This window comes from Pelomonas candidula (genome assembly GCF_043555985.1).
Taxonomy (GTDB): domain Bacteria; phylum Pseudomonadota; class Gammaproteobacteria; order Burkholderiales; family Burkholderiaceae_C; genus Pelomonas; species Pelomonas candidula.
On sequence record NZ_JBIGIC010000011.1, the window covers coordinates 235,682 to 248,690 of the forward strand.

Sequence of the window (13,009 nt, forward strand, 5' to 3'; positions counted from 1 at the left end):
CCCGCGCTGGGCCATCAGGGCCAAGGAGTCGCAGTGAACAATCAATGGTTTTCTAAGTTCGCCGTCTGGATCGTGATCGCGTTGGTGCTGTTCACGGTCGTGAAGCAGTTTGGCGGGGCGACGGCACCGGGCAAGCAGGTGACGTATTCCGAGTTCCTGGACCTGGTCCAGTCGCACCGGATCAAATCGGTCACGCTGCCGGACGGCTTTGCCGGTGATGTCACCGCCGAGGACACCGACGGCAACAAGCTGCGCACGCTGGCCACGGCCAAGGATCAGGGCCTTGTGGGCGACCTGCGCAACAACGGCGTCAAGTTCGACGTCAAGCCGCGCGAGGAGCAGAGCTTCCTGATCAGCATGCTGATCAACTGGGCGCCCATGCTGCTGCTGATCGGCGTGTGGGTCTACTTCATGCGCCAGATGCAGGGCGGCGGCAAGGGCGGGGCGTTCAGCTTCGGCAAGTCCAAAGCCCGCATGCTGGACGAGAACAACAACACCATCACCTTCGCCGACGTCGCCGGTTGCGACGAGGCCAAGGAAGAGGTGAAGGAACTGGTCGACTTCCTGAAGGACCCGCAGAAGTTCCAGAAGCTCGGCGGCCGCATCCCGCGTGGCGTGCTGATGGTCGGCCCTCCGGGTACCGGCAAGACGCTGCTGGCCAAGTCCATCGCCGGCGAAGCCAAGGTGCCGTTCTTCACGATCTCGGGTTCCGACTTCGTCGAGATGTTTGTCGGCGTCGGCGCGGCCCGCGTGCGCGACATGTTCGAGCAGGCCAAGAAGAGCGCGCCCTGCATCATCTTCATCGACGAAATCGACGCCGTCGGCCGCCATCGTGGTGCCGGCCTGGGCGGCGGCAACGACGAGCGCGAGCAGACGCTGAACCAGATGCTTGTCGAGATGGACGGCTTCGATACCAACCTCGGCGTCATCGTCATCGCGGCCACCAACCGCCCCGACATCCTGGACCCCGCGCTGCTGCGTCCGGGTCGCTTCGACCGCCAGGTCTACGTGACGCTGCCGGACATCCGTGGCCGCGAGCAGATCCTGAACGTGCACATGCGCAAGGTGCCCATCGGCCAGGACGTGAACGCGTCCATCCTGGCCCGCGGTACGCCTGGCATGAGCGGTGCCGATCTGGCCAATCTCGTCAACGAGGCCGCACTGTTTGCTGCCCGTCGCAACGGTCGTCTCGTGGAAATGATCGACTTCGAGCGCGCCAAGGACAAGCTCTACATGGGCCCCGAGCGCAAGAGCATGGTCATGACCGAGGACGAGAAGAAGGCCACGGCCTATCACGAGTCCGGCCACGCCGTCGTCGCAGAGTTGCTGCCCGGCACCGACCCGGTCCACAAGGTCACCATCATGCCGCGCGGCCGTGCCCTGGGCGTCACGTGGCAGCTGCCCGAGCGCGACCAGCACAGTCTGTACTTCAAGCAGATGCTCAACAGCATCAGCATCATGTTCGGTGGCCGTATCGCCGAGGACCTGTTCGTCCACGACATCTCCACCGGCGCATCCAACGACTACGAGCGCGCCACCCGCATGGCTCGCGACATGGTCACGCGCTACGGCATGAGCGAGGCGCTGGGCCCGATGGTGTATGCCGAGAACGAGGGCGAGGTCTTCCTCGGCCGCAGCATGACCAAGACGGCCAACATCAGCGAAAACACGCAGCAGAAGGTCGACAGCGAGATCCGCCGCATCCTCGACGAGCAGTACGCCGTCGCGCAGAAGATCCTCGAGGACAACCGTGACAAGGTCGAGGTCATGACCGCCGCACTGATGAAGTGGGAAACCATCGACCGCGACCAGATCCTGGACATCATGGCCGGCCGCCCGCCGCGCGAGCCGGGTGGTGGCGCGCCGCCTGCTGCCAGCAGCGGCCCGAGCGGCACGCCGCCTGTCAGCACCGACGGCGCCCCCGCCGCGGCCTGATTGGCTCCCGAACAGCGGGCCCGGTTGACCCCGGGCCCGTTTTCCATTCGCGAATCGCATGTACTGGCAGACCCGCCGCTTCCGTATCGACCTGAGCCGCCCGCAGGTGATGGGCATCGTCAACGTGACGCCCGATTCGTTCTCGGATGGCGGCCGGCACGACGGACATCCTTCCGCCATCGCTCACTGCGAGCGTCTGTTGGCCGAGGGCGCCGACATCCTCGACATCGGTGGCGAGTCCACGCGGCCTCACGCGCCTCACGTCGATGCCGACACCGAGTGGGCACGCATCGAGCCGGTGCTGGCTGCGGCCGTCACGCTGGGGGCGCCAGTCTCGGTCGATACCTACAAGCCCGAGGTCATGCGCCGCGCTCTGGCGGCCGGCGCTGACATCGTCAACGATGTGCAGGCCTTGCAGTTGCCCGGTGCGCTCGCCGCGGTCGCAGGCACCGGTGCCGGCGTGTGCCTGATGCATATGCGCGGCGACCCGGCGTCCATGATGGACCTGGCGGTCTACGGTGACGTCGTCGCCGAGGTTGGGGCGTTCCTGAAGCTGCGCGCCCAGGCGGCGCTCGACTCGGGCGTCCCGGCAGGGAACATCGCGCTGGACCCTGGCTACGGCTTCGCCAAGACGGCCCAGCACAACCTCCAGCTGCTTGCCGGACAGCAGCGACTGGCTGAGCTGGGCTACCCGCTGCTGGTTGGCTGGTCGCGCAAGCGCACGCTGGGCGACATCACCGGCAAACCTGTGGACCAGCGCCTGCCGGCAAGTCTCGCCGCGGCGCTTCGGGCCGTCAGCGCCGGCGCCAACATCATTCGTGTGCACGATGTCGCTGCGACGGTGGACGCTCTCAAGGTGTGGACCGCCGTCGATGCGGCGAAAATCGCACGCACTGAATAAAGGAAGAGCTCGATGAGCCGCAAGTATTTCGGGACCGACGGCATTCGAGGCACCGTCGGCCAGTCGCCGATCACGCCGGACTTCATGTTGCGCCTGGGCCATGCCGTCGGCCGTGTGCTGCGCAAGACCAGCAACCGCCCGATGGTGCTGATCGGCAAGGACACGCGCATCTCCGGTTACATGCTGGAGTCGTCGCTGGAGGCCGGGTTTGCGTCGGCTGGTATCAACGTGCTGCTGACCGGCCCGTTGCCCACGCCGGGTGTGGCCTACCTGACGCGGGCGCTGCGCCTGGACCTGGGCGTCGTCATCAGCGCCTCGCACAACCCCTTCCAGGACAACGGCATCAAGTTCTTCTCGGCCAAAGGGGAGAAGCTGCCCGACGCCTGGGAACTGGCCGTCGAGGCCGCGCTGGACGAGGAACCTCAGTGGGTGGACTCCGCCAGCCTGGGCCGCGCCAAGCGCCTGGAAGATGCGCGCGGCCGCTACATCGAGTTCTGCAAGAACAGCTTCGGCTCCGACCTGACGCTGAAGGGCCTGAAGATCGTCGTCGACGCGGCCAACGGTGCGGCTTATCACGTCGCGCCGGACGTCTTCCACGAGCTGGGTGCCGAGGTCATTTCCATCGGCTGCAAACCCGACGGTTTCAACATCAACGCGGGTTTCGGTGCGACCTCGCCAGCCGCGCTGGTCGAGGCCGTCAAGGCCCACGGCGCGCACTATGGCGTGGCGCTGGACGGTGACGCCGACCGGCTGCAACTGGTCGACGGCAACGGCCGCCTCTACAACGGCGACGAGCTGCTCTACGCGATGGTCACGGACCGTCTGGCCCAAGGGCAGCGAGTGCCCGGTGCGGTCGGCACGCTGATGACCAATATGGCCGTTGAGCTGGCGCTGCGCTCGCGCGACGTCGAGTTCGTGCGCGCCAAGGTGGGCGACCGCTACGTGCTGGAGGAACTGGCCGCGCGCGGCTGGCAGTTGGGCGGCGAGGGGTCGGGTCACCTGCTGGCGCTGGACAAGCACACCACCGGTGACGGCATCGTCAGCGCGCTGCTGGTGCTGCAGTCGGTCTGCCGCAGCGGCCGTAGCCTGGCGGAGCAACTGGCCGGCGTGGACCTGTTTCCGCAGACCTTGATCAACGTGCGCCTGCAGCCTGGTCAGGATTGGAAGAGCAGTTCACGGCTGGCCGAGGAGCAGTCCGCGGTGACTGCAGAGCTGGGCAACAAGGGCCGTGTGCTGATCCGCGCGTCGGGTACCGAGCCGTTGCTGCGCGTCATGGTCGAGGCGGCGGACGCCTCTCTGGCCCAGCGTTGCGCGCAGCGACTGGTGGACGCGCTTTCAGCGTGAGTGGCTGGCCGTAGAAAAAGGCCGCCCTCGGGCGGCTTTTGTTTTGGCCGGCATGGCCTTGAAAGCATCGTCGCTGGGCACGAAGACGGTCAGCGGGCCGGCGCCGCGCAGTTCCTCGGCCAGGCCAGACTGTGCCGCGAGGCGGTTGAAGGGGGTGAACTGCGGGTCGCGGGCCGCGTTTGCGCCAGCGGTGCGGGCGCGGGCGTGGTGGCGCAGCCGGCCAGCAGCCAGGCGGCTGCAAAGGCGAGGAAGGCCGGGCGACGGATCACTCAGGTCTCCGAACAGGTGCGGACAATGGGCGGCCGGCACTCCAGGAGCCAAATGTGACATTCGCGTGAACGCCAAATGACGCTGTCACAAAGCCGGCTCACGCGGCTTCACATGAGCACTTCGACAGGTTCCAATCGCCGGATGGGTTCAGTGATGGTCACCGAATGGTCACATTTGATCCCTAGGATGCCGTCCATCGTCAAAACCGCTCTGCGGAAGGTGTTTCAGATGAACTTTGTCCAGGTCAGCAAGTCTTTCGCGATCGTCGCGAGCCTTTTCGGGGCTCAAGTGGCCCTTGCCCAGGACGTCACCGGTGCTGGTGCGACTTTCCCCGCCCCCATCTACGCCAAGTGGGCCGATGCCTACAACAAGGCGACCGGTGCACGCATCAACTACCAATCCGTCGGCTCCGGTGCCGGCATCCGCCAGATCAAGGCCAAGACGGTCGACTTCGGCGCCTCCGACATGCCGCTGAAGGACGAAGAGCTGGCCAAGGATGGTCTGCTCCAGTTCCCCACCGTCATCGGCGGTGTCGTGCCCGTCGTCAACATCAAGGGCATCGCCCCGGGTCAGATCAAGCTGACTGGCGCCGTGCTGGCTGACATCTACCTGGGTAAGGTCGCCAAGTGGAACGACGCGGCCATCACTGCGCTGAACCCCGGCGTCGCGCTGCCTGACGCTGCCATCGCCCCGGTGGCCCGCGCCGACGGTTCGGGAACGACCTTCATCTTCACGAACTACCTGTCCAAGGTCAGCCCCGAGTGGAAGGACAAGGTCGGCGAAGGCACGACGGTCAAGTGGCTGGCTGGCACGGCCGGCAAGGGCAATGAAGGCGTCGCCGCCTTCGTGCAGCGTCTGCCCAACTCCATCGGCTACGTCGAGTACGCCTATGTGAAGCAGAACAAGATGACCTACGTCCAGCTGAAGAACAAGGAAGGCCACTGGGTCAGCCCGAACGACGAAGCCTTCAAGTCCGCCGCCGCCGGTGCCGACTGGAACAAGACGTTCTACCAGATCACGACCGACCAGCCGGGCAAGGCGTCGTGGCCCATCACGAACCCGACCTACATCCTGATGTTCAAGTCGCAGGACAAGGCTGCCCAGGCCACCGCCGCCCTGAAGTTCTTCGACTGGGCCTACGGCAATGGCGACAAGATGGCCGACGACCTCGACTACGTGCCGCTGCCCTCCAGCGTGAAGGAACTGGTGCGCAAGCAGTGGGCCGACCACATCAAGGACAGCGCCGGCAAGCCCGTCGCTTTCAAGTGACCCCTGGACGCGATTCTTGACACGAATGCGGGCCCGGCTTCGGCCGGGCCTTGCCACGTCCAGGCGTCCATCCCGCAGACCAGACCTTCGGAGGTTCCTTGGCAGCCATCCTTCCCGCCGACAGCAGCGCAGGCGCTGATCGAAGCGAACCTCGCACATCACCGATGAAACCCCAACCCCAGCGCCGCCGCGTCGCTCCCTGGGCCGACACGTTGTTTGCCGCCCTGTCGCAGGGTGCGGCCTGGCTGACGCTGGCGCTGATGGTGGGCATCATCGGCTCCCTCATCATCGGCGCGACGCCGGCGCTCAAGGCCTTCGGCCTGGGCTTCCTGACCAGCGCGGAATGGGACCCGGTGCAGGAGAAGTTCGGCGGCCTCGTGATGATCTACGGCACGCTGGCCAGTTCGTTCATCGCACTGGTCATCGCCGTGCCGGTCAGCTTCGGCATCGCCATGTTCCTGACCGAGCTCTCGCCCACCTGGCTCAAGCGACCACTTGGCATCGCCATCGAACTGCTGGCGGCCGTGCCCTCCATCGTCTACGGCATGTGGGGGCTGCTGGTCTTTGGCCCCATCCTTGCCACCTTCGTCCAGCAGCCACTGCAGGCCGTGCTGGGCGGCGTGCCGGTCCTGGGTTCGCTGGTGTCCGGCCCGCCGGTGGGCATCGGCATCCTGTCGGCCGGCATCATCCTGGCGATCATGATCATCCCGTTCATCGCTTCGGTGATGCGCGATGTGTTCGAAGTCACGCCGCCCATGCTGAAGGAGTCCGCCTACGGCCTCGGCGCGACGACCTGGGAGGTCGTCTCCCGCGTTGTGCTGCCATACACCAAGACCGGCGTCGTCGGCGGCATCATGCTGGGCTTGGGCCGCGCGCTGGGCGAGACGATGGCCGTCACCTTCGTCATCGGCAACATGAACCAGCTGAACTCGCTGTCGGTCTTCGAGGCCGCCAACAGCATCACGTCCACGCTGGCCAACGAATTCGCCGAAGCCGGCGAGGGCCTGCACCAGGCCTCGCTGATGTACCTCGGCCTCGTGCTGTTCCTCATCACCTTCGTCGTGCTGTCCATCTCCAAGCTGCTGCTGCTGCGCCTGAAGAAGAGTGAAGGAGCCCGCGCATGAGTTCCGCACTCGACGCTCGCCGCCTGGCGATGCACAACAAACGCAAGCGCATCAACGCCGTCGCGCTGACGCTGTCGCTGGGGGCGATGGCCTTCGGCGTGTTCTGGCTCATCTGGATACTGTTCGAGACCATCTATCTCGGCATCGGTGGTCTGAGCCTGGCCACCTTCACGCAGATGACACCGCCGCCGCAAGGTGAGGGCGGTGGTCTGGCAAACGCGCTGTTCGGCAGCTTGGTCATGGTGGGCCTGGCCACGCTGGTCGGTACACCGGTCGGCATCCTGGCCGGGGTCTATCTCGCCGAGTACGGCCAGAAGAACCTGCTGGGCAGCGTGGTGCGCTTCATCAACGACATCATGCTGTCCGCGCCATCCATCGTCGTGGGCCTGTTCGTTTACGCCCTCGTCGTGGCCAAGATGCACACGTTCTCGGGTCTGGCGGGTTCGCTAGCCCTGGCGCTGCTGGTCATCCCGGTCGTCATCCGCACGACGGAAAACATGCTCAGCCTCGTGCCCAACGCGTTGCGCGAAGCCGCCTACGCGCTGGGCACGCCCAAGTGGAAGGTCATCCTGGCCATCACGCTGAAGTCCGCCCGCGCCGGCGTGCTCACCGGCATCCTGCTGGCACTGGCCCGCGTGTCCGGCGAGACGGCGCCGCTGCTGTTCACGGCGCTGTCCAACCAGTTCTGGACCAGCGACATCGGCGCGCCGATGGCCAGTCTGCCCGTCACCATCTTCAAGTTCGCGATGAGCCCCTACGAAAACTGGCAGAAGCTGGCCTGGGCCGGCGTCTTCCTGATCACCGTCGGCGTGCTGCTGCTGAACATCCTCGCCCGCGTGCTCTTCAAGAACAAACACTAAGGACTCAACCATGGACGCCAAGATCGAAACGCCCGTGGGCGAACGCGCCAAGCTGTCGGTGCGCAACCTGAACTTCTTCTACGGCAGCTTCCATGCGCTGAAGAACATCAACCTTGATATCCCCGAGAAGAAGGTCACCGCCTTCATCGGTCCGTCGGGCTGTGGCAAGTCCACACTGCTGCGCACGCTCAACCGCATGTTCGAGCTCTACCCCGAGCAGCGCGCCGAAGGCGAGATCCTGCTGGACGGCGAGAACATCCTGCAGAGCAAGGACGACGTCTCGCTGATCCGCGCCAAGGTCGGCATGGTCTTCCAGAAGCCCACGCCGTTTCCGATGTCCATCTACGACAACATCGCCTTTGGCGTGAAGCTGTTCGAGACGCTGCCGCGCGTCGAGATGGATGAGCGTGTCGAATGGGCCCTGAAGAAGGCCGCTCTCTGGACCGAAGTGAAGGACAAGCTCAACCAGAGCGGCGCCGGCCTCTCTGGCGGTCAGCAGCAACGTCTGTGCATCGCGCGCGGCATCGCCATCAAGCCCGAGGTGCTGTTGCTCGACGAGCCGTGCTCGGCGCTGGACCCGATCTCCACCGGCAAGATCGAAGAACTCATCCACGAACTCAAGAGCGACTACACCGTCGCCATCGTGACCCACAACATGCAGCAGGCCGCGCGTTGCTCCGACTACACGGCCTACATGTACCTCGGCGACCTCATCGAGTTCGGCCCCACGGCCGAGCTCTTCATGAAGCCCAAGCGCAAGGACACCGAGGACTACATCACCGGCCGGTTCGGCTGATTGAGGAGAAAAGAATGGTTGACAAGCATCTCTCCACCCAATTCGACGCCGAACTCAGCGGCATCTCTACCCGCGTGCTTGAGATGGGCGGCCTCGTCGAGGCTCAGGTAGCCCAGGCCGTGCAGGCCCTCAGCGACTTCTCGGCCGAGTCCGCCGACGAAGTGCTGGCCCGCGAAGGCCGCGTGAACTCGATGGAAATCGAGATCGACCGCGATCTCTCCACCATCATCGCGCGCCGCCAGCCCACCGCCCGCGACCTGCGCCTGCTGATCGCCATCAGCAAGAGCATCGCCAACCTCGAGCGCGTCGGCGACGAGGCCGCGCGCATCGCCCGCACCGTGCAGCGCCTGGTGGCCAGCGGCGTTTCCAGCCGCATGCGTGTGCCGATGTCGGACCTGGCCTTCGAGGCCGAGCTCGCCACCGGCCAGCTGCGCAAGGCGCTAGACGCCTTCGCCCGCCTGGACGTCGAACGCGCGCTGGATGTGCTCAAGCATGACGACGAGATCGACAAGGAGTTCGACGGCCTGCTGCGCAAGCTCATCACCTACATGATGGAAGACCCGCGCACCATCTCGTCGTCCATCGACCTGGTGTTCGTCGCCAAGGCCATCGAGCGCGTGGGCGACCATGCCAAGAACCTGGCCGAGGTCATCATCTACGTGGTCAAGGGTCAGGACGTGCGTCACAACACGCCTGAAGCCGTCGAGACGATGGTGCGCTGATCATGAGTCGCATCCTTGTCGTCGAAGACGAATCGGCCATTGCCGAACTGATCTCCATCAACCTGCGTCACGCCGGCTTCGAGGTCACGCTGGCCGCCAGCGCCACTGCGGCGCAGTACGAGGTGGACCGCGTGCTGCCCGACCTGGTCGTGCTGGACTGGATGCTGCCCGGCCAGAGCGGCGTGGCGCTTGCCCGCCAGTGGCGCGGCGCGGCGCGCACGAAGGAGCTGCCCATCATCATGCTGACGGCGCGAGCCGACGAGGGCGACAAGATTGCCGGCCTCGATGCGGGTGCCGACGACTACGTCACCAAGCCGTTCTCGACCAACGAGCTGCTGGCCCGCATCCGCGCCGTGCTGCGCCGCAAGGCGCCTGAGGCGCTGGACAGCGCGGTCGAGGTCGGTCCGCTGCTGCTGGACCCGGGCACGCGCCGTGTCAGCCGCGAGGGTGTCGAGGTCAAGCTCGGCCCCACCGAGTTCCGCCTGCTGCACTTCTTGATGACGCACCCGGAGCGCGTGCACAGCCGCTCGCAGCTGCTGGATCGCGTCTGGGGCGACCACGTCTTCATCGAGGAGCGCACCATCGACGTCCACGTCAAGCGCCTGCGTGAGGCGCTGGAGCGCGTGCAATGCGCCCGCATGATCGAGACCGTCCGTGGTGCGGGTTACCGCCTGACCCAGCAAAGCAGCGCACTTTCGGCCTGAGGCGGTTCCCCAGCACATGACCTGGTTGTTGCCCCGACTGCTGATGGCCCTGGTGGCCGCGCTGCTCGGGTTTGTCATTGGAGCGGCGGTGCGTACCGCCACGGGTGTCGATGGCCTCGGTCTGGGCGTGGGCGTTGTTGTCGGCGTCATGCTGATGCTGCTCGTCGACGCCGTGCGCGGCTACCGGCTGCTGAGCTGGTTGCGCGGCAACCAGCTCGAGAACGCACCGCGCGACACCGGCCTGTGGGGCGAAGTCGGCTATCGCATCGAGCGCGCCGTGCGCGACCGCGATCGCGCCGTCGCGCGCGGGCAATTGGAGCTGGAGCAGTTCCTGTCGGCCATCGAGGCCTCGCCCAACGGCGTGCTGATGCTGGATGCGCAGGAGCAGATCGTCTGGTGCAACCGCGTCGCGGCCGATCACTTCTCGCTCGACCCGCAGCGCGACCTGCGCCAGCGCATCACCAACCTCGTGCGCGCGCCGTCCTTCGTCGCCTACCTGCAGGCGGGCCGCTACGCCGAGCCGCTCGTGCTGGGCAACAGCCGCGGCCCGGGCACGCTGTCCATCGTCGTTCGCGATTACGGCGAGGGCATGCGTCTCGTGCTGTCGCTGGACATCACCGAACGCCTGCGTGCCGAGGGCATGCGGCGCGACTTCGTCGCCAACGTCTCGCACGAGATCCGTACGCCGCTGACCGTGCTGTCCGGCTTCATCGAGACCATGCATTCGCTGCCGCTGACGACCGTGGAGCGCGAACGCGTGCTGGTGCTGATGAACCAGCAGACCCAGCGCATGCAGACGCTGGTCGCCGACCTGCTGACGCTGGCGCAGCTGGAAGGTAGCCCGCGCCCCGCGCCGGACCGCTGGGTGGGGCTGGACGGCCTGCTGCTGCGCATCGCTGCCGATGCCGAGGCGCTTTCGGCAGGGCGCCACCGGCTGTCGCTCAAGCCCGCCACCGGTGTCGAGCTGGCGGGCATCGAGAGCGAACTGCTCAGTGCCATCGCCAACCTTGTCACCAACGCCGTGCGCTACACACCCGACGGCGGCGACGTCGACGTGGCATGGCGGCTGCTGGAGGACGGCAGCGGCGAGCTGACCGTCATCGACAGCGGCCCGGGCATCGCGCGCGAGCACATCCCGCGGCTGACCGAACGCTTCTACCGCGTCGACGGCAGCCGTTCGCGGGAGACCGGCGGTACAGGCCTGGGGCTGTCCATCGTCAAGCACGTCATGCAGCGGCATGGAGGCGAGCTGATGATCCAGAGCGAGGTCGGCAAGGGCTCGCGTTTCCGTCTCGTCTTCCCGGCCGCGCGCGTGCGGCCTTCCAGCGACTCAGCCCTGGGCGACGAGGCCGCGTTCAGCGCGGCGGCGATCTCCGATCACTGACGCTTCAGCAGCACCAGCCCGGCGCTGCCGCTGCGGTCCGTCGGGCGCTTCACGTGGGCGATGACCTGCCAGCCACGTGGTGCTGGCTGGCCGGCCGCGATGACGGCATGGCTGCACGTCGTCGCGGCCAGCGAGCCCCGGCCCTCGACGCGCCAGCCGCCGTGCCATTCCAGCGCCGCCAGCGTCGGCAGGCTCTGGCCCGGTGCGGCCAGGCACGAGACCTCGGGCGGCATGCGCGCCTTGAGGCGCGAGACCAGCGGCGCCAGGCTGCGTGCGTAGTCCAGCGGCGGCAGCAGCAGGCTCATGACCAACAGCCAGCCCAGGGCCACGCCGCCGGCCGGCAGCGCCAGGCTCTTCCACAGCGCGTGGCGGTGGCGGGCCGTGCGCCAGCGCACGAGCGCCAGCCAGGCCGCCGTCGCAGCGAGCGCGAACACAAGTGCCAGCAGGCTGAACTCTGGCTCGAAGCCCTCGGCCAGCCGGCGCAGATTGGCCAGCGGGCGCTCCGGCCAGCCGGTGTGCATGGACAGGTAGTAGAGCCAGAAGAACAGCGCCGCGGCGCTGAAGAAGAACACCGAGAACCAGTCCACCGCGGCCGCGAAGCCCCGGCTCAGCGTCGGCAGCGCGAAGGCGGCGAGGATGGCCAGCGACGGCAGCGCCAGCAGCAGCGCGCGATCCGACCCGTCCATCGCGATGCAGGCCACCAGCGGTACCAGCAGCGCGATGGCGGGCACCGTGATGTGGCGGCGCAGCCCGTGCCGGCGCCAGCGCCACAGCGTCCACAGCGCCAACGGCCCGGCAGGCCAGCAGAACCAGGCCAGCAGGCTCAGCAGCGAGGTGACGTCCAGTCCCGGTTTCGCTCGCCAGGCCCAGCCGTCAAAGGCGTAGGCGGCCAGCACCGCCAGCGTCAGCGCGCCCAGCAGCCAGACGCGCTGGCCCTTGGCCTCGGGGTAGCTGGAGCGGTGGTTGAGCAGCACGCCCAGCAGGCCCAGCACGCAGGCCACCGTGGGGGCATCGCTGGCCGCGAGCACCGGCAGCGCCAGCAGCACGGCAACGCGGGACCGGCCGCGCCGGAACGGCGCCGCGGCCAGGCCATAGATGTAGACCGACACCGCCAGCAATTGCAGCAGCTCGGGCGTCGTCTCGTGGCCCAGTCGCAGCAGTCCCAGCGAGGCCATCAAGGCGAGCAGCGCGCCGTCGGCCAGTGCGCGGGCGTAGTCCACCGCATGCGCTTCGCCGCCGAAGGCGAACGCCACCGGCTGGGCCGCCTCCGTGCAGGCGAGGTGGAAGCAGGCGTACCAGGTGGCGATGAACACGCCGGCCAGCACCAGCACGTAGGGCAGGCGTGCGGCGACGGGCGCGTCCAGGAAGGGCAGGGCCTTGATGGCCAGCGCGCCCAGCCAGTAGGGCAGGGGGCCGCCCTCTGCCGGGATGCCGGCGATGGCCGGCTGCCACCAGGTGGCATGCCCCTTGGCGATGCTGACCATGAAGCCGAAGGCCGTCAGGTCGTCGTTGCGCCAGGGGTCGTGGCCGAAGATGCCGGGCAACAGGTAGGCCGCGCACAGCAGCAGCAGGGCCAGTCGCGGCAGGCGCTCGACGCCGCGTTCGGCGACGATGGCAGGGGTGGGCAGATTCACTCGTGCAGCTTCAATCAGGTCGGCCGGCATGATGCCGCAGTTCCGGCAGGGCAGCGTCAGGCGCAA

General features: G+C 67.1%; 12 protein-coding genes. 10 read left to right on the top strand and 2 right to left on the bottom strand.

Annotation, left to right across the window (positions count from 1 at the left end):
• Window positions 1-33 precede the first annotated feature (33 nt).
• From ftsH to glmM, 3 genes are read left to right on the top strand one after another with little or no spacing between them, the layout of a single operon-like run.
• Window positions 34-1,935, top strand: coding sequence for an ATP-dependent zinc metalloprotease FtsH (gene ftsH / locus ACG04R_RS20975; protein ID WP_394415444.1), 1,902 nt, complete (start codon window positions 34-36; stop codon window positions 1,933-1,935).
• Between the two features lie 58 nt (window positions 1,936-1,993).
• Window positions 1,994-2,836, top strand: a complete 843-nt coding sequence (folP, locus tag ACG04R_RS20980) for a dihydropteroate synthase (protein WP_394415446.1) — start codon at window positions 1,994-1,996, stop codon at window positions 2,834-2,836.
• A 12-nt stretch (window positions 2,837-2,848) separates the two neighbouring features.
• Window positions 2,849-4,180, top strand: a complete 1,332-nt coding sequence (glmM, locus tag ACG04R_RS20985) for a phosphoglucosamine mutase (RefSeq protein ID WP_394415448.1) — start codon at window positions 2,849-2,851, stop codon at window positions 4,178-4,180.
• Here glmM and ACG04R_RS20990 read toward each other — a convergent pair.
• Window positions 4,172-4,510: a fasciclin domain-containing protein gene (locus tag ACG04R_RS20990; RefSeq protein ID WP_394415492.1), complete on the bottom strand. Its 339-nt coding sequence runs from the start codon at window positions 4,508-4,510 to the stop codon at window positions 4,172-4,174. The genes glmM and ACG04R_RS20990 overlap by 9 nt on opposite strands.
• A 168-nt stretch (window positions 4,511-4,678) precedes the next feature.
• Between ACG04R_RS20990 and pstS the strand changes: the two genes are divergently transcribed.
• The 7 genes from pstS to phoR all read left to right on the top strand — a co-directional run bounded on the left by pstS (window position 4,679) and on the right by phoR (window position 11,309).
• A complete protein-coding gene (pstS, locus tag ACG04R_RS20995; RefSeq protein ID WP_394415450.1) occupies window positions 4,679-5,719 on the top strand; it encodes a phosphate ABC transporter substrate-binding protein PstS in 1,041 nt (346 codons plus the stop codon).
• 164 nt (window positions 5,720-5,883) lie between these two features.
• Window positions 5,884-6,843 carry a phosphate ABC transporter permease subunit PstC gene (gene pstC / locus ACG04R_RS21000; RefSeq protein ID WP_394415452.1) on the top strand — a complete coding sequence of 320 codons (960 nt, stop codon included), beginning with the start codon at window positions 5,884-5,886 and terminating at the stop codon, window positions 6,841-6,843.
• On the top strand, window positions 6,840-7,703 hold the full coding sequence (gene pstA, locus ACG04R_RS21005; protein ID WP_394415454.1) for a phosphate ABC transporter permease PstA: 864 nt from the start codon (window positions 6,840-6,842) through the stop codon (window positions 7,701-7,703). Before pstC ends, pstA begins: the two co-directional genes overlap by 4 nt.
• A gap of 10 nt (window positions 7,704-7,713) precedes the next feature.
• Window positions 7,714-8,499 (top strand): phosphate ABC transporter ATP-binding protein PstB, encoded by a 786-nt coding sequence (pstB, locus tag ACG04R_RS21010; protein ID WP_310268155.1) that lies wholly within the window; start codon window positions 7,714-7,716, stop codon window positions 8,497-8,499.
• 14 nt (window positions 8,500-8,513) lie between these two features.
• On the top strand, window positions 8,514-9,221 hold the full coding sequence (gene phoU / locus ACG04R_RS21015; RefSeq protein WP_394415457.1) for a phosphate signaling complex protein PhoU: 708 nt from the start codon (window positions 8,514-8,516) through the stop codon (window positions 9,219-9,221).
• A 2-nt stretch (window positions 9,222-9,223) separates the two neighbouring features.
• Window positions 9,224-9,925, top strand: coding sequence for a phosphate regulon transcriptional regulator PhoB (gene phoB, locus ACG04R_RS21020; protein ID WP_394415459.1), 702 nt, complete (start codon window positions 9,224-9,226; stop codon window positions 9,923-9,925).
• Between the two features lie 16 nt (window positions 9,926-9,941).
• Complete coding sequence (gene phoR / locus ACG04R_RS21025; protein ID WP_394415461.1) at window positions 9,942-11,309, top strand: phosphate regulon sensor histidine kinase PhoR; 1,368 nt, start codon at window positions 9,942-9,944, stop codon at window positions 11,307-11,309.
• Here phoR and ACG04R_RS21030 read toward each other — a convergent pair.
• A complete protein-coding gene (locus ACG04R_RS21030; protein WP_394415463.1) occupies window positions 11,303-12,943 on the bottom strand; it encodes a hypothetical protein in 1,641 nt (546 codons plus the stop codon). The two genes, phoR and ACG04R_RS21030, sit on opposite strands and share 7 nt — an antisense overlap.
• Window positions 12,944-13,009: the final 66 nt, after the last annotated feature.

Coding starts and splice junctions, on each gene's coding strand:
- folP (WP_394415446.1), top strand. CDS start 1,994: ATGTACTGGCAGACCCGCCGCTTCCGTATCGACCTGAGCCGCCCGCAG.
- glmM (WP_394415448.1), top strand. CDS start 2,849: ATGAGCCGCAAGTATTTCGGGACCGACGGCATTCGAGGCACCGTCGGC.
- ACG04R_RS20990 (WP_394415492.1), bottom strand. CDS start 4,510: ATGTCACATTTGGCTCCTGGAGTGCCGGCCGCCCATTGTCCGCACCTG.
- pstS (WP_394415450.1), top strand. CDS start 4,679: ATGAACTTTGTCCAGGTCAGCAAGTCTTTCGCGATCGTCGCGAGCCTT.
- pstC (WP_394415452.1), top strand. CDS start 5,884: ATGAAACCCCAACCCCAGCGCCGCCGCGTCGCTCCCTGGGCCGACACG.
- pstA (WP_394415454.1), top strand. CDS start 6,840: ATGAGTTCCGCACTCGACGCTCGCCGCCTGGCGATGCACAACAAACGC.
- pstB (WP_310268155.1), top strand. CDS start 7,714: ATGGACGCCAAGATCGAAACGCCCGTGGGCGAACGCGCCAAGCTGTCG.
- phoU (WP_394415457.1), top strand. CDS start 8,514: ATGGTTGACAAGCATCTCTCCACCCAATTCGACGCCGAACTCAGCGGC.
- phoB (WP_394415459.1), top strand. CDS start 9,224: ATGAGTCGCATCCTTGTCGTCGAAGACGAATCGGCCATTGCCGAACTG.
- phoR (WP_394415461.1), top strand. CDS start 9,942: ATGACCTGGTTGTTGCCCCGACTGCTGATGGCCCTGGTGGCCGCGCTG.